Here is a 19,390-nt window from a genome sequence, read left to right as displayed (position 1 = left end):
ATTGTTTTCATGTTCGTTACACCCTATTAGATACAGAAAAACAGTATTTGGTTGCATTCATTTTTTCTTTTCATAAAAAAAGAGGACCATCACTCTTATCATGAGTGACGATCCTCTCTTTCACATATAAAAATTATTTACGTAACTCCGCACCAAATTTCTCTTCTACCGCTGCTAATACACGGCCGTGTGCTTCTGTTACTTCTTCGTCTGTTAATGTACGTTCTGGGTCGAAGTAGTTCATAGAGAATGCAAGTGATTTCTTGCCTTCTTCCATTTTTTCACCTTCGTATAAGTCGAATAGTGTTACTTCTTTTAGAAGTTCTCCACCTGCTTCAGCAATCACTTGCTTCATTTCGCCAGCTTTTACTTCCTTAGCCACCACAACCGCCATATCACGTGTCATAGATGGAAAACGTGGAATTGCTGAGTAGTACGTATCTTCTGCATCAGCAGTAAATACTTTTACTAGAGACAATTCGAATACAAATGTATCTTTCACATCTAATTGTTTTTGCGCTTCTGGGTGTAATTGACCGATGAAACCAATTACTTCTCCGTCGAGTAAGATGTCCGCTGTACGTCCTGGATGCATGCCTTCACGTTTTGCAGGAGCATATGTGATATTACTTGCAACACCAAGTACATCGAATAATCCTTCTAACACACCTTTTGCAACGAAGAAGTCTACAACTTTCTTCTCACCTTGCCATGCGTGGTGAAGTGCAAGACCTGTCATAACACCAGCAAGATGCTGTTCTTCTTTCGGAAGCTCGCCTTCTACTGTCGGTAAGAAGATAGAACCTACTTCATATAAAGCAACGCTGTCGTTTTTACGAGCAACATTGTAAGAAACTGCTTCTAACAATTGTGGTACTAAACTTAAACGAAGCTGACTGCGCTCTTCACTCATTGGAAGTGCAAGATTCACAGGAGCTTTTTCGTTTAACTCAACCATGTATTGTTTCGCTTTTTCAGCACTTGTTAATGAATACGTAATTGCTTCATATAAGCCAGCGCCTTCTAAGTAACGACGTACTTTACGACGTTTCGCTTGTGCTACTGTTAATTTACCACGCGTCATTGTGCCAGTTGGTAATGTAACTGGAATATGATCGTAGCCATACAGACGACCTACTTCTTCTACTAAGTCTTCTGCAATTGTAATATCAGGACGACGTACTGGTACGTTCACATGGAATGTTCCTTCTACTTCTGTGAATGGGAATTTCAAGTTTGTGAAGATTGTACTCATTTCACTTGCAGAGATTTCTGTACCTAATACACGGTTTACTTTTTCAGCTGTAACAGATACTGTACGCTCTTGTACTTGTAAGTTATCAAGTTCTACTACACCTTCAAGCGCTTCTCCACCAGCGTATTTTGCCATTAAAGCAGCTGCATGTTGAATAGCTTCGAATGTACGTGTTGGGTCGATTCCTTTTTCAAAGCGTGCACTTGATTCACTGCGAAGACCTAAGTCTTTTGATGTGCGGCGCACTGTTTGACCTTCAAAGTATGCAGATTCGATTAGAACGTTTACTGTATCGTTATCAACTTCAGATTCAGCTCCGCCCATTACACCAGCAACAGCTAATGCTTTTGTGCCGTTTGTAATCACAAGGTGATGCGCTTGTAACGTACGCTCTTGATCGTCTAATGTTTGAATCTTTTCGCCTTCTTTTGCAAGACGAACAACGATTTCTTTTGAACCTAATTTATCATAATCGAATGCATGTAATGGTTGACCGTATTCAATTAGAATGTAGTTTGTAATATCTACTACGTTGCTAATTGGACGAATACCAGCTGCCATAAGACGCGTTTGCATCCAGATTGGTGATGGACCAACTTTTACGTTTTTCACCACTTTTGCGATGTATAATGGGTTTTGCTCCGTTGCTTCTACACTTACAGAAATGTGGTCAGAAGTTTTTTCTGCTGTTTCTTGCAAGTCAGAAACTGGAAGTTTTACTTCACGGCCGTAAATAGCTGCCACTTCGTATGCAACACCTAACATATTTAAGCAATCTGCACGGTTTGGTGTTAAACCAAGCTCAAGTACTTCGTCGTTTAAATTTAAGATTTCAAGTGCATCTGCACCAACTTCTGCATCACTTGGGAAGATGAAGATACCGTCTGCATATTCTTTCGCAACTAGTTTTCCTTCAATACCAAGCTCTTGCAGGGCACAAACCATACCGTGAGAAGCTTCGCCACGTAATTTTGCTTTTTTAATTTTGAAGTTACCAGGTAAAACAGCGCCAACTTTTGCAACTGGTACTTTTAAACCTTTTGCAATGTTAGGAGCACCGCAAATAATTTGTACTGGCTCTTCTTCACCGATGTCGATAAGACATTTACTTAATTTATCAGCTTCTGGGTGTTTTTCACATTCTAATACGTGACCAACGACAACACCTTTTACACCTTTATTTAATACTTCAACGCCCTCTACTTCAATACCACTTTTCGTAATTTTGTCTGCCAATTCTTGTGCCGTTACATCTTTAATATCTACATATTCTTGTAACCAACGATATGATACGAACATATTTATCCTCTCCTTCCCTTACGCTCGTTTGAATTGTTGTAAGAAACGTACATCATTTGTATAGAAATGACGAATGTCATCAACGCCGTATTTTAACATTGCGATACGCTCTGCACCGATACCGAATGCGAAACCTTGATATTCTTTTGAATCATAACCAGCCATTTCAAGTACGTTTGGATGAACCATACCCGCACCTAAAATTTCAATCCAGCCTGTTCCTTTACATGTTCCGCAACCTTTACCGTGACACATCATACAAGAAATATCCATCTCAACAGATGGTTCTGTGAATGGGAAGAAACTTGGACGAAGACGGATTTCACGATCTTCACCAAACATCTTTTTCACGAATACTTGTAGTGTGCCTTTTAAGTCACTCATACGAATGTTTTTATCAATTACAAGGCCTTCAATTTGCATGAACTGGTGTGAATGTGTCGCATCGTCATCATCGCGGCGATATACTTTACCAGGGCAAATAATTTTAATTGGACCTTTTTCTGTATTCTTTTCCATCATGCGTGCTTGCACAGCTGACGTATGTGTACGAAGCAATGTTTCTTCTGTAATGTAGAAAGTGTCTTGCATATCACGCGCTGGGTGATCTTTCGGTAAGTTTAGTGCTTCAAAGTTGTAGTAATCTTGCTCTACTTCTGTTCCTTCAGCAACTTCATACCCCATACCAATAAATACATCTTCAACTTGCTCAAGTACTGCTGTTAAAGGATGGTGGCAACCTGTTTCTACAGGACGACCTGGTAATGTAACATCAATTGTTTCAGAAGCTAATTTCGCTTCAATTACTGCTTTTTCTAAGTGATTAATTTTGTCTTCTAAACGCGTTTGAATTGCTTCACGTACTTCATTTACTAATGCTCCCATACGTGGACGCTCTTCGGCTGATAATTTCCCCATGCCGCGTAATACTTCTGTAATTGGACCTTTTTTTCCTAAATACGCCACGCGTACATCGTTTAAGCCCTTTAGCTCTTTCGCTTTTTCAATCAGCTCTAACGCTTCTTGCTTTAGCTCTTTTAAACGTGCTTCCATTTGGAACCCTCCTAATTTTAAAAATAAAAAAACCTCGCTCCCTAAAAAGGGACGAGGTAAATTCGCGGTACCACCCTAAATTGACAGAACAAGTCTGCCCACTCAATTCCTTATAACGGTTTGTTAAACCGGAACGCCTTTACATAACAATGGTCCTGGCGTCAACTCCAGAGGTGAATTCACTTCCGTCTACCATAAGAGTGCTTTCAGTCTATGGCACTCTCTCCCTATATGGCGATTTTGTAAGCTACTCTTCTCTATCAACGTTTTTCATTATTTTACTTTCATTATATGTTCATCATGAACATGTACTTCAATTTATTATAAGAAGTTTTTTATCGATTCGCAACTGGGCTTTGTAAATAATACGTTAAAATTCCAGCAGCAACCGCAACATTTAATGATTCTGCCCCGCCGTAAATTGGAATATATAAGTTTTGATCACATTTTGCAAGAATTTCTTGGCGTACACCATTTCCTTCGTTTCCTACAATTAATGCAAAACTTCCTGCTGGTGTTACCTCACCATATGGAACTCCGTTTTCAAGAGCTGTTCCGTATACAGGAACGTTTTTTTCTTTTAACTTGTCTACCCATTCCTCTAAGTTTCCTTTTACAATCGGTAAATGGAAAATAGAACCTTGTGTAGAGCGAAGTACCTTACTATTGTAAGCATCCACGCATCCTTCTCCAAGTACAACGGCATGAATACCAGCTGCATCGGCTGTACGAATGATTGTCCCTAAATTACCTGGGTCTTGCAAACCATCTAATAACAGAAACTTACCATCTGTAAGAGCTATTTCTTTCTCATGCCTCTCACAAACAGCAAATACTCCTTGTGTTGTTTCTGTTTCACGAAGTACCTTTACAATTACTTCAGGCACAATATACATTTCAACATCAGCAACCGTCCAATCTTTCGGGAGATCTGTTTGATCTGAAACGATAAGTTCTGTTACAACTCCTGCCTTTAAAGCTTCCTCCACTAAATGGAATCCTTCTACAAAGAATAAACCTTTTTTATCGCGCTCTTTTTTCGTTTGCAGCTTTTTCCACTGCTTTACGCGCGGATTTTGTACTGAATCAATGTTTTTCATAATATGTATTTCCCTCTCTTCTTGTCTTCTCATTATAGCCTATTTTTCATACATATTTACATGAAAAAGAACAAAAACTAACGTCAGTTTCAATTCAGAAAAAGAGGTGAAAGTGATGAACTTTAATTTGCGCGGGGCTGTATTAGCAAATGTATCTGGAAACACCCAAGACCAATTACAAGAAACAATTGTCGATGCGATTCAAAGCGGTGAGGAAAAAATGCTTCCAGGGCTTGGCGTGTTATTTGAAGTCATTTGGAAAAATGCTGATGAAAATGAAAAGCATGAAATGTTAGAAACACTTGAGCAAGGATTAAAAAAATAAGCAGTAGGAAGTCACCTTGGCATGAGCTAGGGTGATTTTTACGTTATAAAAAAGACATAAAAAACCCTTTCTTTTTAGCAGAGAGAGCACCTTGCCATGCATAGAAACGGTCAGGACCTTTTCCTGCCACGTGCAAGGTTTAAAACAAAGGGAGCAAGTGAGAGCAGGTCACGTTTTGTTTGCATAGCAGCGACTTATTTGTTGAAAAATTCAAGTGGATTTATATAGCAATGAAAAGGAATCCCCATTCTTAGAAACTGTTACTTCCTTAACCGCCTCTTCTCCTAAACATTTCTACTTTACTAATACAACATGATGGAGTAAAATGTTCAAAATATACCTAAATCTATTGGTTTCCATCATATACACCAATGAATAAAAGGAGTGAATGTTTTATGCGCCGTATTACACTTGAACAAATTTTCAAACATCATATTACACAAAAGTATGTAAATCGTTCTGGAATGGTCCATGCGATTGCCGTCGCTTACCATGCGTTTCACTTAGCGAAAAAGCATCACGCCTCAGTCGATGCGGCAACAAAGGCTGGTTTCCTTCATGATATAGGGCATCACACATGGTACACAGGCGGAGAATGGGACTATGAATTGTATAAAAAGAATGATATACATGCGATTAAAGGAGCGGAAAGAGCACATAAATTGCTCATCCGATTAGGAGAACACCCTGATCAAGCAAAGGAAATTTCTGTTGCAATTCTCCTGCATACGGATTCCTTTTTACTAGAACAAACACTTGAAAGAACGACTCTACAAAATATTATTAAGTGGGCAGACGAAGCGGACGAAGAGCCAGGAGGAGCACATCACTACCGAACAATTTCTTATGAAAAAGCATTGCAAGCAATCCAGCGATTAGATAAGATGGTAGATCGTGAATTACAAGTCCAACAATCAGCGTCCCATGCTCATATTTCTACCAATAAAAAAGCAGAACAAATCTGTTAATAAATAACAGGACAAAAAACACTTTAGTAAAGGCTACGGTGTTTTTTACTTTGATTATAAAATTTCGAACTATTATGTAACATTAAATTATGGAATATTTTATTAAAATATGTATAATTTAATATATAAATAATAGAAAGGATTCGATATATGCAACATTCTGTACAACTTACACATGATCAAAACCATTCTTTATCATGGGGACAATTTATTGGCTCTGCTTTATTTGCTTTTTTTGGGGCAAGCACTATAAGCGAATTATTTGTAGCTCTTCCGTTTATGATTTACAGCGAAGGCATTTCTGACAAAAAAACAAGTGCCCTATATAGCTCACTTGGAAATACCGGAAGTACTTTATTACAACTGCTTATTTTATTATTATTTACTTTTAAATATGAACCCTTAAAAAAACTATTATTACCTGTTTTCAATTTTCAAGCGCTCCAAAAAGTTCGTACATATGTATACTTATTTCTTTTCTTCGCGCTTAGCATCGCTATAAATGTATTTGTAATTTCTAAACTATTTCCTCATGCAACACAAGAACAAGATGTAGCTTTAAACTTAGAAACTTTAAATCAATATAAAATTCTATTAATTTTAGGAAGTGCAATTTTCATCCCCATTTTTGAAGAACTTATTTTCCGCGGAATCATTCTTCAATTTTTCCAGCAACGTTTCCCGTTTTGGATAGCAGCAATTGGTTCAAGCTTCATCTTCGGAATCGCCCATACATATTCTCTAGGTGTTATGGTCAGTGCTTTTATGATGGGTATGTTTATGGCTGTACTGTGTAGAAAAACGAATTCTATTATGCCAGCTATGTTATTTCATATGATGAATAATACGCTTGCGTTTTTATAATAAAAAAGAATCGCGTGCTCCTCATCAGAGGAATCAATTAACTATAACTAATTATTACTACTAAAAGGAGCATAAATTTGTAAAAACGCCATTATGGTCGCATAATAGCGTTTTATTTTTTATTTGATTATTACCTCAAATGTTTCCTCATTTAATACCTTCTTATCTCTTGGCTTTCCGCCTCTCTTAAATGCTTTACACTTATTATTTCGATTGTATATTGTTCATTTCTATCAATTATCCATAATTTTTATAATATCCAAAATAAAACTCATATTGTAAAATATAACTTATTAAACAGGAGTTTTTCTTACACATGCCAATCTTCCTCTTACTTTGTATATGTTTCGTACCCGTTCTTGTATTAGGGGATTATTAGCAGTCAAATAACTAGTATTAAGCGTGCAGGGATTACGGTATGTTCGCTTGTTGTAACAGGGATATTTTTTTATGAAATGATGTAATTCTCTTGAAGGGAGAACGTAACTTGAAAAAATCCCTCTTGTTTTTTTGCTTATTATTTTTAGTAAGTTGCCAACTAGAGCCTCTTCCAAAAATGACTGTGAAAGTAGATGGGCAATCATTAGAAGTATATGAAGGAAGCTATTGCTGGGGATCGAAATGCGTGGATAAAATTGGTCCTAGACAAATAGCAGCCAAACATACGCCAATTATTGTTCCTAAAAATAGTAAAGCTGTCTTTTCTGTCAACTCAACTAGAAAACAGAAATCCATTGACGTTACGATGTTTCATAACGGGGCTGATATTCCTGTTGCCTTAAATAAAAGTAATACCATTCCCCTTCCAAACGAACCAGGAACATACGTCTATCATATCGGTGTATTTTGGGAACAAGGCGATGCGGGGTATATCTTTCAAGTGAAAGTAGAATAGTATGAATCAGGGCTTTTTATATCAACTTTAGAGTGCGTACTATCCCTAACTGTTTTGCAAGGAATCAGTGGAATATATACTGTTCAAATGTGGTATAAAGCGAAAGGAAAAAGCAGAGAATTTAATTCTCTGCTTTTCGGGTCGGCTTATTGCCTGATGGTAAGAATAATGATAATACCCAGGCAATACCCGCTAATATTGTTGCAATTAAGAAAGCGTCATTAATACCGTTAATCGCAGACAGCTTCGAAATTTGTCCGAATAATAGTTGCGAGCTCATCGCATCTCCAGCTTGTGCTGATCCGGCAACCCCCGCTAAACTTTGCCCCATTCCATGTACTTTATCAACTAAAATTGGATTTGTTTTTGTTAGCATATTTCCGTAATCTGCTACGTGATTGGTTGTTTGCTGCGTCATAATTGTAATTAAGATTGCTGTACCAATTGAACCAGCTACTTGTCTTGATGTATTTTGCGTTGCTGTACCGTGAGAAATTAACTTCATCGGCAAAGCGTTCATACCAGCTGTCATAATTGGCATCATAATAAATGACATACCAAATGAACGTATAATGTAATCCGTCATAATGACGCTATATGGTGTATCCATTGTTAACTTAGTAAATTCATATGTTGCAAATGTTGTAATAGCTAATCCAAATATCGCTAACGGACGAATGCCATACTTATCAAATAACTTTCCTGCAATTGGTCCCATGATTCCCATAATTAATGATCCTGGAAGGAGCAATAAACCTGATTCAATTGGCGTAAAGCCGCGAATATTTTGCAGATATACAGGAAGTAATAACATACCTCCAAAAAGTGCCATCGTTACAATTGCGTTAATTAATAATGTGAAAGTAAACGTTGGATATTTAAATACTTGTAAATCAAGCATCTTATTATCCGTCGTCAACTCTCTCCAAATAAATAACGCTATACCAATTACACCAATGATAAGTGAAATCACAACTTCTGCACTGCTCCAGCCCTTATTTCCGGCTTCACTAAATCCATACAGTAAGCTGCCAAGCCCGATACTTGAACTAATAACGCCAAATATATCTAACTTTGTGTTAGAAACTGGCTGAGCTATTGTAAAGAATTTTACAGATAACAATGTAACCAGTAAACCAATGACAAACATCGCATAGAAAATTAAGTTCCAATTGTAATTTTCAATAACCCAACCTGTTACAGTTGGCCCGATAGCTGGTGCTAAAATCATTGCCACCCCAAGTAATCCCATCGCAGCTCCGCGCTTATGAGGCGGGAATAAAGTCATGAAAATATTCATACCAACTGGCATTAAAATCCCTGCGCCAACTGCTTGAATTACGCGTCCTGTCATCATCATAGTGAAGCTTCCAGATATAGCACAAATGATAGAACCTACTGTGAAGAACAACATTGCTGCTACGAATAGTTTACGGTACGTAAACCGAGAAACTAAGAACGCACTAATCGGTACTAAAATACCATTTACAAGCATAAATCCTGTAGTTAACCATTGTGCTGTTGAAGTGGATACGTTAAATTCATTCATTAATGACGGCAAAGCAACATTAATGACTGTTTGGTTTAAAATCGACACGAACATACCGAGAATTAATACCCCTACAACTGCTTTTACATTTACATTCTCTACTGGTAGCTGTTGTTTTGCTTTTACTTTTTCAATCTTCACTGATTCTTGTTTTGTTTTTTCTAATTCCACGACATTTGAAGATTCTTGTTCTGGCTGCTTTGTTTCTATATTACTTACCGCTGGGACCTGTTCTTCTCCCACGTTCGTTTTTTTCTTTCGGAAAAGACGATTTACAAGGAAGAAGACGATAATACAAAATAGTGCATATCCTACAATTAAAGCTGAGGACATTTTATCTCCCCCCTTACTTATGAATACGAACTGTCACATTCATTCCAGGAACAATATTTACTGATTTGCTATGATCTAAAGAAACTTTAACTGGTACAACTTGTGTTACTTTTGTATAGTTTGCTGTTGCATTGCTTGATGGTAGCATAGAGAACGTATTTGCTGTTGTTAAACCAACTTGTTCTACTTTTCCTGTTAACGTTGTATCAGGATATGCATCTACATACACGTCTACTTCTTGACCTTTGTGTACACTATCAATATCTGTTTCTTCAATATTTGCTGTTACCCATAAATCATTCAGATCATATGCATACGCAATTGGACTACCTGCTCCAACAAAAGCATTTGTTGTTGCATTTGATTGAACAACTGTCGCACTTTTCGGAATTGTCACATCCACCGTTTGCTCACCATTTGGTCCTAGTGCAGAAACAGCACCCAATTTATCGTTTTCATTGTAATTCTTACCTATTTCAGCTTTCCATTCTGTTAACTTCCCTGCTACTGGTGATGCAATTGGGATTACTTTCCCATCAATTTTTGCATTATCCGTTTTTAAATAATTTGCAGATTGGTTGTAGTAGTAATAACCGCCAATACCGCCGCCAACTAATACAATTAATGTGATAATGTTGATAATTACCATTCTTCGAAACTGATTCATTGCTTTCCTCTCCTTATATCGCATATAATTTTTTTCTAAACTATTTATATTCCTTTTGTTTATATTCGTTAATTGTTAATTATATTAACCATTAACCAAAAAAAGCACACCTTTTGCATGACAAAACAGTTTTTTTGTCTGTATGCGAGTGGTGCTGTTTTCTAAAGGAATATCGTTTATAATTATAAATAATTATTTTAAATCTACAACCGACAATTTAGACATATATGTTGGTTATCCAACATTACACTATATATCTGTTGTTTAAGGGAATAAAATTCAGCAAGGAGAGCGAAAATGTCTATTAAAAATTCAAACGATCCACGCGTAAAACGAACGAGACAAGCAATACGTGATGCCCTTATATCTTTAATACACGAAAAAAGTTTCGATAGCATTACAGTTCAGGATATTGCTGAAAAGGCAACTGTAAACCGTGCAACCTTTTATAGCCATTATTATGACAAATATGATCTACTAGATAAAAGCATCCAAGAAATATTAACAACATTAGCAGACATTCTTAAACCGAAAAATTTAGATAAGAGTGAGTTTAAACTTACCCTTGATACTCCTCATCCTGTCTTTCTATCTTTGTTTAGTCATATTGCTGAGAATGCTTTCTTTTATCAAGTGATGCTTGGAGAGAATGGGATTCCGAAGTTTTCCTCTCAAATGATGAAAGCAATTCAAACGAATTTACTTCTTAGCCTTTCAATTTCACAACCAAATGAAGAAAAGTTAGTTGTACCGCGTGATATCCTCATTAGTTATGTAACAGGTGCACATTTAGGAATGGTCATTTCTTGGCTAAAACAAAATATGCCATATACACCTCATTATATGGCCTTGCAGCTATCTCGTTTAATTATTTTAGGTCCATATACAGCGGCTGGACTAAATTAGTCATTTAAATGAAAAAGAGCGAAAGGAATGCCCTCTCGCTCTTTCTTATATCAATCAAATGTAATGTTATGTACAGTCTCTTTATCAAGACGTTTAATAACTTCTACAATTAGCTTCACTGCATTTTCATAATCATCACGGTGTAACATTGCCGCATGAGAGTGAATGTAACGAGTTGCAATCGTAATCGCCATAGACGGAATACCATTTACAGAAACATGGATTGCGCCTGCGTCTGTTCCGCCACCAGCTACAGAATCATATTGATATGGAATCCCTAATTCATCCGCAACATCAACTACAAAATTACGAAGACCTGTATGCCCAATGACAGACGCATCATATAAAATGATTTGTGGTCCATCGCCCATTTTACTCTGCGCTTCTTTTTCTGTTACTCCTGGTGTATCACCAGCAATACCAACATCTACTGCAAATGCAATATCTGGTTTAATGTAATTTGCAGATGTTTTCGCACCGCGAAGACCTACTTCTTCTTGTACAGTTCCAACGCCGTATACAACGTTTGGATGTTGTTCATCTTTTAATTGTTTTAATACATCAATTGCAATTGCACAACCAATACGATTATCCCATGCTTTTGCAAGTAACATCTTTTCATTATTCATGACTTGGAATTCAAAGTATGGTACAACTTGATCCCCTGGCCTTACGCCCCATTCCATTGCTTCTTCTTTACTAGAAGCACCAATATCAATGAACATGTCCTTAATTTCTACTGGTTTTTTACGAGCTTCTGCTGGTAAAATGTGCGGTGGTTTTGAACCGATTATACCAGTTACATCCCCCTTACGCGTTACAATTGTTACGCGCTGTGCCAGCATAACTTGTGACCACCAGCCACCAACCGTTTGAAAACGAAGGAAACCTTTGTCATCGATTTGTGTAATCATGAAGCCAACTTCATCTAAATGACCAGCTACCATAATCTTCGGACCATTTTCTTCCCCAACTTTTTTCGCAACTAAGCTTCCTAAATTGTCTGTAGAAAGTTCATCTGCAAACGGTTCGATATACTTCTTCATCACTTCACGTGGTTCGCGCTCGTTACCCGCAATCCCGCGTGCATCTGTTAACTCTTTTAGCATTGTCAATGTCGCGTCTAATTTTGTCATTGCCAACACCCTCCTTTTTCTTCAGTCAATTTATTATACAATAAATAAATTGAAATATTCAAAAACTAAATTAGTATCCTTGTGTTTGACGTTGATGATTTACTTGATTTTTATCTAAATATGCTTTTTCAATTTCTTCTTGATCAAATTCAAGAGCCTGTCCAAGGCGAAGATAGCTTGTAAATAGTTCAATATAATTTGTAATAGATGGTTGATCCGTAAAACGAATGACTTTCGCATACGTGTCTAAAAATATTTCAACTTGTGTTTTATTTGTTTGGGCACATTTATAAAACAAGAAGTTTTTATCAATACCTAAATCGATTCCAATTGATAAAATGAAATGTAACCCATCTACATATTCTTCAAGTATAACTTCACGCTCAGATGCTGGTTTTGTACTCCAATACTTAAAACAACGTGTTTCATTTGCAAGCTCTCCAATTTCAACAAGAAGTGCTAGCATTTTTTCTTTTAATAATTTCTTCGGTTGTAAATCATGCTCTTTTGCAATACGATCATCTAATTCTTTTTGTAATTTAAATAGTTGTAGTAAATCCATTCTATTGTCCTCCTTCAACATTGCATCAAATTTTCAACAATGCTGTTTCATCTCAAAATGAATTGTCATCTTTGTTAACAAGTCAGCTCCCTATTCCTTTAATGGGTAGCTTGTCCTTAAATCCTGAATGCGTTTCAATCATCGCCAAACAGATTATTTATATGATGAAAGCTGCATATCATCTTTCCATTATAGCAGTGTCGTTTATACTAGGAAAGATACCTTTCTTCATGTTTAAAACTACAGTAAAAAAGTCAGAGGAATTTCCTCCGACTTTTTTTACTATATATTCTTCTATATCAGTACAACTTTTATACCGTTTTTGTCATATCAAGTACAACACGTCCGTTAATCTTTCCTTCTTCCATTTCCGTGAAAATATCATTAATTTCATCCAGGTGACGTGTTTCGATAATTGCTTTTACTTTTCCTTCTGCGCCAAATTGGAGCGCTTCTTGTAAATCTTTACGTGTTCCAACGATAGAACCAATAATTTTCACCGCATTCAATACTGTATCAAAGATTGGCACTTCCATCATTTCTGGCGGCAATCCTACCGCTACACATGCGCCGCCACGACGAACTGCGCGATATGCTTGGTCAAATGCTGGCTTTGAAACTGCCGTACAAATAGAAGCATGTACGCCATTTACCTTTTCATGAATCCAAAGTGGAGCATCCTCCTTTAATGGATTTACAACTAAATCTGCACCGAGTTCTTTTGCGAGTTCAAGCTTTTCATCAACTGTATCAACTGCCACTACGTGTAATCCCATTGCTTTTGCATACTGCATTGCTAAATGTCCTAAACCACCGATTCCAAAAACAGCTACCCATTGTCCAGGCTTTGCCTCTGATACTTTTAAGGCTTTATATGTTGTTACACCTGCGCAAAACAAAGGCGCTGCTTCAACTGAGCTTAAGTTTTCTGGTACTTTCACTACATAATCAGCTGCTGCTATACAATATTCTGCATAACCTCCATCAACTGAGTACCCTGCATTATGCTGATCTAGGCAAAGAGTTTCACGGCCAGATAAACAGTATTCACAATGACCACATGCTGAATATAACCACGGAATTCCAACGCGGTCTCCAACTTTAAGATGGGTAACACCCTCTCCTACTTCTTCTATAATCCCAACACCTTCATGGCCTGGAATCAGTGGTAGTTTTGGTTTTACTGGCCAGTCACCATGCGCGGCATGTAAATCTGTATGGCAAACGCCGCATGCTTGAATATGTACAAGCACCTCGTTCGTTCCTGCCTTTTGTTTTGGGACATCTTTTACCTCTAATTGCTCTTTAAATTGGTTTACAACAGCTGCTTTCAAATGAATTCCTCCCTCACTCGGTTTTTGAAAAGGTTTTCATTTACATATTAGTACAAGACCAACCCTAAATCTACCATTTATTTTAAAATTTTCAAAATAATACGTGTAACATTATATCGAAAAAGCTAGAAGATTCTCCCCTAGCTTTTTGCATATCATATTAAGATTCTTTTTTCATATCGATCACAACACGTCTGTTAATCTTTCCTTCTTCCTAGCTCGTACTCCCATACAATCCATCTCTCACCCAGACAACAAAAAAAACCTTAGAAGAAAATCTTCTAAGGTTTTAATCAATTATTTTAAGTTGCTTTTTGCAACTGCTGCTAATTCAGCGAAAGCTTTTTCGTCATGAACAGCTACGTCAGCAAGCATCTTGCGGTTAACTTCGATACCAGCAAGTTTTAAACCGTGCATTAAACGGCTGTAAGAAAGACCATTCATGCGAGCTGCTGCGTTAATACGAGTGATCCATAATTTACGGAAGTCACGTTTCTTTTGACGACGGTCACGGAACGCATATAATAAAGACTTCATTACTTGTTGGTTAGCAACTTTGAATAAAGTATTTTTAGAACCGTAGTAACCTTTCGCTAGTTTAATCATTTTTTTACGACGTTTACGAGTAACTGTACCACCTTTTACTCTTGGCATAATATTACCTCCTAATGTGTTCTATATATCAACCGAACTTATTTTAAGTTGTCAAGCATTTGGCGAATACGTTTGTAGTCACCAGCACTTACTAAACCAGCTTTACGTAGTTTACGTTTAGCTTTTGTAGATTTGTTAGCGAATAAATGGCTAGTATAAGCGTGGTCACGCTTAAGTTTACCAGATCCAGTTTTTTTGAAACGCTTTGCAGCGCCGCGATGAGTTTTTTGTTTAGGCATAGGTATTTCCTCCTCTATCTATTACTTATCGTTTTTCGGTGCTAAAACTAAGAACATGCTGCGTCCTTCCATTTTAGGCTTAGATTCGATTGTACTAACTTCAGCACAAGCTTCTGAGAAGCGATCTAAAACACGTTGACCGATTTCTTTATGAGTAATGGCACGTCCTTTAAAGCGAATTGACGCTTTAACCTTGTCGCCTTTCTCTAAAAACTTGATAGCATTACGAAGTTTTGTATTGAAGTCGTGTTCATCAATTGTTGGACTTAAACGAACTTCTTTCATGCTAATTATTTTTTGATTTTTACGCTGCTCTTTTTCTTTCTTTTGTTGCTCAAAGCGGAATTTACCGTAGTCCATAATGCGGCATACTGGCGGTTTCGCATTTGGAGCAACCAATACTAAATCAAGATTAAGATTTGCAGCTAAGTCTAAAGCGTCATTACGAGACTTGATGCCAAGTTGATCACCATTCGCACCAACTAAACGTACTTCACGTGCACGAATTTGCTCGTTAATCATCATATCCTTGCTAATAGTAAGCCACCTCCAAGGTTTTCTCAGAATATGTTTTGTAATCATAGAACCCGAATAAAAAAAGTGTGGGCACACGGCACCCACACTTGTAATCTCTTTAGTAAGAAATACATTTACCTGCTAACTGCGAATGCGTCAATCAGGTGAGAAGCGGGTGCTTCTACTTGTTCTACAAAACAATATTCTATTATCCTTGATGAGTTTACCATAGGATATAACGTCTGTCAAGAAGACGCGTTTTACTAACAACAAGAAATATTGTAACAAACAACACGAATACATGCAATACTTTTTTATGATAAGTATTGTTTGGTTATTTTTTCTAACTTCAATTACTCGTAAAATACAAGAAAGCCGCGGCTCTTTCTTAGCGTTTTCCTTCTACTTTAATCATATCAACAAAAGCATCTAATGCGATTGTTTCTGATTTTTGTTCACCATATTTACGTACATTTACGCCGTTTTCAGCAACTTCATTGTCACCTACTACAAGCATGTACGGGATTTTTTGCATTTGTGCTTCACGGATTTTATAACCGATTTTCTCTTCACGAGTATCTACTTCTACACGAATACCAGCACGTTGTAAATCTTCCTGTACTTTCTTCGCATAGTCTAAGTGTACTTGCGGAGAAACTGGAATTACTTGTACTTGAACTGGTGCTAACCATGTTGGGAATGCCCCTTTGTACTCTTCGATTAAGAAGGCAACAAAACGTTCCATAGTTGATACAACACCGCGGTGAATTACAACTGGACGATGAGGTTTACCATCTTCACCAACATAAGTTAATTCAAAGCGTTCTGGAAGTAAGAAGTCCAATTGTACAGTTGAAAGTGTTTCGTCTTTTCCAAGTGCAGTACGAACTTGAACGTCAAGTTTTGGACCGTAGAATGCTGCTTCACCTTCAGCTTCATAGTACTCAAGACCCATTTCATCCATAGCTTCTTTTAACATGCCTTGTGCTTTTTCCCACATTTCATCGTCAGCATAGTATTTTTCAGTATCTTCTGGATCACGGTAAGATAAACGGAATGAATAGTTTTCTAAACCGAAGTCTTTATATACTTCTAGTACTAAGTTTACAACTCGTTTTAACTCTTCTTTAATTTGATCTGGACGAACGAAAATATGCGCATCATTTAAAGTCATTCCGCGTACACGTTGTAATCCAGATAATGCACCAGACATTTCATAACGGTGCATTGTTCCAAGCTCCGCAATACGGATTGGTAATTCACGATAGCTGTGGATATCGTGTCTATAAACCATCATATGGTGAGGGCAGTTCATCGGACGAAGTACTAATTCCTCATTATCCATTTCCATTGATGGGAACATGCCATCTCGGTAGTGATTCCAGTGACCAGAAGTTTCATAAAGCTCTCGGCTTCCTAGTACTGGAGTATATACGTGGTCATATCCTAAGCTTGCTTCTTTATCAACAATGTAACGCTCGATAATACGGCGGATTGTTGCACCTTTTGGTAACCAAAGCGGTAAGCCTTGTCCTACTTTTTGACTATTTGTAAATAGTTTCAACTCTTTACCTAATTTACGGTGGTCACGCTCTTTCGCTTCTTCAAGCATACGCAGGTGCTCATCTAATTCTGCTTTTTTCACGAATGCAGTACCGTAAATACGTTGTAACATTTTATTGTTGCTATCGCCGCGCCAGTAAGCACCTGCAACGCTTAACAATTTAAATACTTTAATTTTCCCTGTAGATGGAAGGTGAACACCACGGCAAAGGTCGAAGAATTCGCCTTGTTCATAAATTGAAATAACTGCATCTTCTGGAAGATCGTTAATCAATTCTAATTTCAGCTCATCGCCGATTTCTTCGTAACGACGAAGCGCTTCAGCACGTGGTACTTCATGACGAGCGATTTCTAAGTTCTCGTTCACAATCTTTTGCATTTCTTTTTCAATTTTTGAGAAGTCCTCAACTGTAATTGCTTCTTCCATATCGATATCGTAGTAGAAGCCGTTTTCAATTACTGGACCAATACCAAGCTTCACATCTTTATATAAACGTTTTAACGCTTGTGCTAAAAGATGGGCTGTTGAGTGGCGTAAAATGTGTAAGCCATCTTCAGAATCTAATGTAATGATTGAAACTGCACCATCTTCTTCAATTGGTGTACGAAGATCAATCATCTCATCATTTAATTTTCCAGCCACAGCTTTTTTCTTTAAGCCTGGGCTAATGGAAGCTGCGATTTCTTCAGTTGTTGTTCCTTTAGGAAACTCCTTCACAGCTCCATCAGGGAAAGTAATTTTAACTACATCTGCCATCACTGGTCACTCCTCTTTTTTTCAAAATAAAAAACACTCATCCCATAAAAAGGGACGAGTGTTGAATTCATGGTTCCACCCTTGTTCCAATTAACCAAATCGTTAATTGCTCAAGTTCAACATAACGGTGTTGGCCGCTAGCAATTACTAGAAAAACGTTCACTGCTAAAGTTTAGAGGTGGTAAGTAATAAACCCGTATTAGGAAGCTCACACCCTAAGGCTTCCCTCTCTGAGAATCGTAGCAAATTACCCATGTCCTCATCATGACATTTCAATATATTTCATTTATGTAGGTAATTATATGCTCAAAAACTTAGAAAATCAAGGGCGTTCCTTTTATTTTTTAAATTTTTAACGTTGTGTTCAAATTCATGCAGTGCATATAATTGAACTCGTTCTTGAAATACATTTTGAAGGGTAACAATCATATTATGATCTTGTTCTTTCGTATACAAATAAATCACTTTTGGCGCAATAGAAAGAAGTGGTGCAATCACTTTCGTATCAATGTATACATCTTTTTGCTTAAATAATCCTTCATCTATATATTTCACCAATCTTTCTTGCTTTAAGCGCGCCCCTTTCTCATCATAAAAAATAAAACTGTCATCAAATACAAGATGTAGACAAGATAAGCGTGCCTTCCTGCTGCTTACTTGCTGTCGAAGCATCTCGATAAACATTTGATATTCCTGTTCCATTTTATATTCATCAATCGCCACTTCAGCAAGCCGAGCCACCATCTCCCGGTATGTACGAAGGCGAAAACGAACATACGATGAAAATGAAAATGACAACGGGTCACTTAGCCAACCTTTTAAAGAAGACACAATACGAGACTCAATTTTGTTACGTGTTAAATCACGAGCAATTCCTTTTCGCTTCCCCTTTAAAATCTCGTGTGCCATATGTAAAATTTGATGGCATTCTTCTTGTTCCTCATAAAAAAACTTCTCTTTCAAAATGGCACGAAGCCACTCATTTTGTTTTATATTTACAATAAAATAAAGAAGTACTGGTATTAGAACCTTCTCAATATAATATGACTCACATATCGGGATATGGATAACGACCTTCTGTTCATATAAATAAACACTCGTTTCTTTATACAATTCTTTCGTTCTCCCCATTAGTTGTTGATATACATACCCAGCATCATCTTTTTCTTCGAAGCAAATTTCAATCACTTTTGTCCCCCCTTTTATCCCTGCTCTAAAGGAAAGTAATCTCCCAACTTAAAAATAAGTGAGACACAAATCCCATAAGAGTCCGATTCGTGAAGTCTCACTCTAGGCAGAAACAAGTTCCCTATCGCTGAAGGCCTTCACTCGATATTTCTTGCTAATTTTATATATATTAAGGGTGGGAGAAAAAAATGATACAAGCTCGTATGAATTTTCAGAGTAATAATAAG

At 37.2% G+C, this 19,390-nt stretch carries 18 protein-coding genes and 3 other annotated features; of the genes, 5 read left to right on the top strand and 13 right to left on the bottom strand.

Going from position 1 to position 19,390, the window contains the following annotated elements:
* Positions 1-133 precede the first annotated feature (133 nt).
* The 3 genes from pheT to V7183_RS16240 all read right to left on the bottom strand — a co-directional run bounded on the left by pheT (position 134) and on the right by V7183_RS16240 (position 4,740).
* Positions 134-2,554, bottom strand: a complete 2,421-nt coding sequence (gene pheT, locus V7183_RS16250) for a phenylalanine--tRNA ligase subunit beta (RefSeq protein ID WP_335360174.1) — start codon at positions 2,552-2,554, stop codon at positions 134-136.
* An 18-nt stretch (positions 2,555-2,572) separates the two neighbouring features.
* Positions 2,573-3,607, bottom strand: a complete 1,035-nt coding sequence (gene pheS / locus V7183_RS16245; protein ID WP_097898361.1) for a phenylalanine--tRNA ligase subunit alpha — start codon at positions 3,605-3,607, stop codon at positions 2,573-2,575.
* A gap of 44 nt (positions 3,608-3,651) precedes the next feature.
* Positions 3,652-3,880, bottom strand: a binding site (T-box leader).
* Positions 3,881-3,942: 62 nt separating this feature from the next.
* Positions 3,943-4,740 (bottom strand): TrmH family RNA methyltransferase, encoded by a 798-nt coding sequence (locus V7183_RS16240; RefSeq protein ID WP_141523130.1) that lies wholly within the window; start codon positions 4,738-4,740, stop codon positions 3,943-3,945.
* 82 nt (positions 4,741-4,822) lie between these two features.
* Between V7183_RS16240 and sspI the strand changes: the two genes are divergently transcribed.
* From sspI to V7183_RS16220, 4 genes are all read left to right on the top strand, one after another.
* Complete coding sequence (sspI, locus tag V7183_RS16235; RefSeq protein WP_097898363.1) at positions 4,823-5,032, top strand: small acid-soluble spore protein SspI; 210 nt, start codon at positions 4,823-4,825, stop codon at positions 5,030-5,032.
* 395 nt (positions 5,033-5,427) lie between these two features.
* Positions 5,428-6,000 carry an HD domain-containing protein gene (locus V7183_RS16230; RefSeq protein WP_335360173.1) on the top strand — a complete coding sequence of 191 codons (573 nt, stop codon included), beginning with the start codon at positions 5,428-5,430 and terminating at the stop codon, positions 5,998-6,000.
* Positions 6,001-6,150: 150 nt separating this feature from the next.
* Positions 6,151-6,864: a CPBP family intramembrane glutamic endopeptidase gene (locus V7183_RS16225; RefSeq protein ID WP_335360172.1), complete on the top strand. Its 714-nt coding sequence runs from the start codon at positions 6,151-6,153 to the stop codon at positions 6,862-6,864.
* A gap of 487 nt (positions 6,865-7,351) precedes the next feature.
* Positions 7,352-7,759, top strand: coding sequence for a hypothetical protein (locus V7183_RS16220; protein WP_335360171.1), 408 nt, complete (start codon positions 7,352-7,354; stop codon positions 7,757-7,759).
* A 121-nt stretch (positions 7,760-7,880) separates the two neighbouring features.
* Here V7183_RS16220 and V7183_RS16215 read toward each other — a convergent pair whose 3' ends face one another.
* Positions 7,881-9,641, bottom strand: coding sequence for a DHA2 family efflux MFS transporter permease subunit (locus tag V7183_RS16215; RefSeq protein WP_335360170.1), 1,761 nt, complete (start codon positions 9,639-9,641; stop codon positions 7,881-7,883).
* A gap of 13 nt (positions 9,642-9,654) precedes the next feature.
* Positions 9,655-10,308, bottom strand: coding sequence for an HlyD family secretion protein (locus V7183_RS16210; protein ID WP_335360169.1), 654 nt, complete (start codon positions 10,306-10,308; stop codon positions 9,655-9,657).
* Between the two features lie 297 nt (positions 10,309-10,605).
* Here V7183_RS16210 and V7183_RS16205 point away from each other — a divergent pair, with 297 nt between their 5' ends.
* Positions 10,606-11,214 (top strand): TetR/AcrR family transcriptional regulator, encoded by a 609-nt coding sequence (locus tag V7183_RS16205; RefSeq protein ID WP_097898369.1) that lies wholly within the window; start codon positions 10,606-10,608, stop codon positions 11,212-11,214.
* 50 nt (positions 11,215-11,264) lie between these two features.
* Here V7183_RS16205 and V7183_RS16200 read toward each other — a convergent pair whose 3' ends face one another.
* The 8 genes from V7183_RS16200 to ytxC all read right to left on the bottom strand — a co-directional run bounded on the left by V7183_RS16200 (position 11,265) and on the right by ytxC (position 19,163).
* Complete coding sequence (locus tag V7183_RS16200; RefSeq protein ID WP_097898370.1) at positions 11,265-12,350, bottom strand: M42 family metallopeptidase; 1,086 nt, start codon at positions 12,348-12,350, stop codon at positions 11,265-11,267.
* Positions 12,351-12,420: 70 nt separating this feature from the next.
* Entirely contained in the window at positions 12,421-12,912 is a 492-nt protein-coding gene (locus V7183_RS16195) for a dUTP diphosphatase (RefSeq protein ID WP_097898371.1), read from the bottom strand.
* A gap of 311 nt (positions 12,913-13,223) precedes the next feature.
* Positions 13,224-14,246 carry an alcohol dehydrogenase AdhP gene (gene adhP / locus V7183_RS16190; RefSeq protein ID WP_335360168.1) on the bottom strand — a complete coding sequence of 341 codons (1,023 nt, stop codon included), beginning with the start codon at positions 14,244-14,246 and terminating at the stop codon, positions 13,224-13,226.
* A gap of 297 nt (positions 14,247-14,543) precedes the next feature.
* Positions 14,544-14,900, bottom strand: coding sequence for a 50S ribosomal protein L20 (rplT, locus tag V7183_RS16185; RefSeq protein WP_097898373.1), 357 nt, complete (start codon positions 14,898-14,900; stop codon positions 14,544-14,546).
* A 38-nt stretch (positions 14,901-14,938) separates the two neighbouring features.
* Positions 14,939-15,139 (bottom strand): 50S ribosomal protein L35, encoded by a 201-nt coding sequence (rpmI, locus tag V7183_RS16180; protein ID WP_012095718.1) that lies wholly within the window; start codon positions 15,137-15,139, stop codon positions 14,939-14,941.
* 21 nt (positions 15,140-15,160) lie between these two features.
* Positions 15,161-15,664 (bottom strand): translation initiation factor IF-3, encoded by a 504-nt coding sequence (gene infC, locus V7183_RS16175; RefSeq protein ID WP_170958120.1) that lies wholly within the window; start codon positions 15,662-15,664, stop codon positions 15,161-15,163.
* Between the two features lie 63 nt (positions 15,665-15,727).
* Positions 15,728-15,848 (bottom strand) — a sequence feature (ribosomal protein L20 leader region).
* 195 nt (positions 15,849-16,043) lie between these two features.
* On the bottom strand, positions 16,044-17,975 hold the full coding sequence (gene thrS, locus V7183_RS16170) for a threonine--tRNA ligase (protein WP_335360167.1): 1,932 nt from the start codon (positions 17,973-17,975) through the stop codon (positions 16,044-16,046).
* 47 nt (positions 17,976-18,022) lie between these two features.
* Positions 18,023-18,250, bottom strand: a binding site (T-box leader).
* 31 nt (positions 18,251-18,281) lie between these two features.
* Positions 18,282-19,163 carry a putative sporulation protein YtxC gene (ytxC, locus tag V7183_RS16165; RefSeq protein WP_335360166.1) on the bottom strand — a complete coding sequence of 294 codons (882 nt, stop codon included), beginning with the start codon at positions 19,161-19,163 and terminating at the stop codon, positions 18,282-18,284.
* Between the last annotated feature and the right edge of the window lie 227 nt (positions 19,164-19,390).

It is taken from the genome of Bacillus sp. JJ1127 (assembly GCF_036965845.1).
GTDB lineage: Bacteria > Bacillota > Bacilli > Bacillales > Bacillaceae_G > Bacillus_A.
The sequence above is the reverse complement of the archived record's forward strand: the minus strand, read 5'-3'. Positions and strand labels throughout refer to the sequence as shown.

Bases quoted from the DNA above. Each gene is read 5' to 3' on its own strand.
- pheT (WP_335360174.1), bottom strand. From the start codon at position 2,554: ATGTTCGTATCATATCGTTGGTTACAAGAATATGTAGATATTAAAGAT.
- pheS (WP_097898361.1), bottom strand. From the start codon at position 3,607: ATGGAAGCACGTTTAAAAGAGCTAAAGCAAGAAGCGTTAGAGCTGATT.
- V7183_RS16240 (WP_141523130.1), bottom strand. From the start codon at position 4,740: ATGAGAAGACAAGAAGAGAGGGAAATACATATTATGAAAAACATTGAT.
- sspI (WP_097898363.1), top strand. From the start codon at position 4,823: ATGAACTTTAATTTGCGCGGGGCTGTATTAGCAAATGTATCTGGAAAC.
- V7183_RS16230 (WP_335360173.1), top strand. From the start codon at position 5,428: ATGCGCCGTATTACACTTGAACAAATTTTCAAACATCATATTACACAA.
- V7183_RS16225 (WP_335360172.1), top strand. From the start codon at position 6,151: ATGCAACATTCTGTACAACTTACACATGATCAAAACCATTCTTTATCA.
- V7183_RS16215 (WP_335360170.1), bottom strand. From the start codon at position 9,641: ATGTCCTCAGCTTTAATTGTAGGATATGCACTATTTTGTATTATCGTC.
- V7183_RS16210 (WP_335360169.1), bottom strand. From the start codon at position 10,308: ATGAATCAGTTTCGAAGAATGGTAATTATCAACATTATCACATTAATT.
- V7183_RS16205 (WP_097898369.1), top strand. From the start codon at position 10,606: ATGTCTATTAAAAATTCAAACGATCCACGCGTAAAACGAACGAGACAA.
- V7183_RS16200 (WP_097898370.1), bottom strand. From the start codon at position 12,350: ATGACAAAATTAGACGCGACATTGACAATGCTAAAAGAGTTAACAGAT.
- V7183_RS16195 (WP_097898371.1), bottom strand. From the start codon at position 12,912: ATGGATTTACTACAACTATTTAAATTACAAAAAGAATTAGATGATCGT.
- rplT (WP_097898373.1), bottom strand. From the start codon at position 14,900: ATGCCAAGAGTAAAAGGTGGTACAGTTACTCGTAAACGTCGTAAAAAA.
- rpmI (WP_012095718.1), bottom strand. From the start codon at position 15,139: ATGCCTAAACAAAAAACTCATCGCGGCGCTGCAAAGCGTTTCAAAAAA.
- infC (WP_170958120.1), bottom strand. From the start codon at position 15,664: ATGATGATTAACGAGCAAATTCGTGCACGTGAAGTACGTTTAGTTGGT.
- thrS (WP_335360167.1), bottom strand. From the start codon at position 17,975: ATGGCAGATGTAGTTAAAATTACTTTCCCTGATGGAGCTGTGAAGGAG.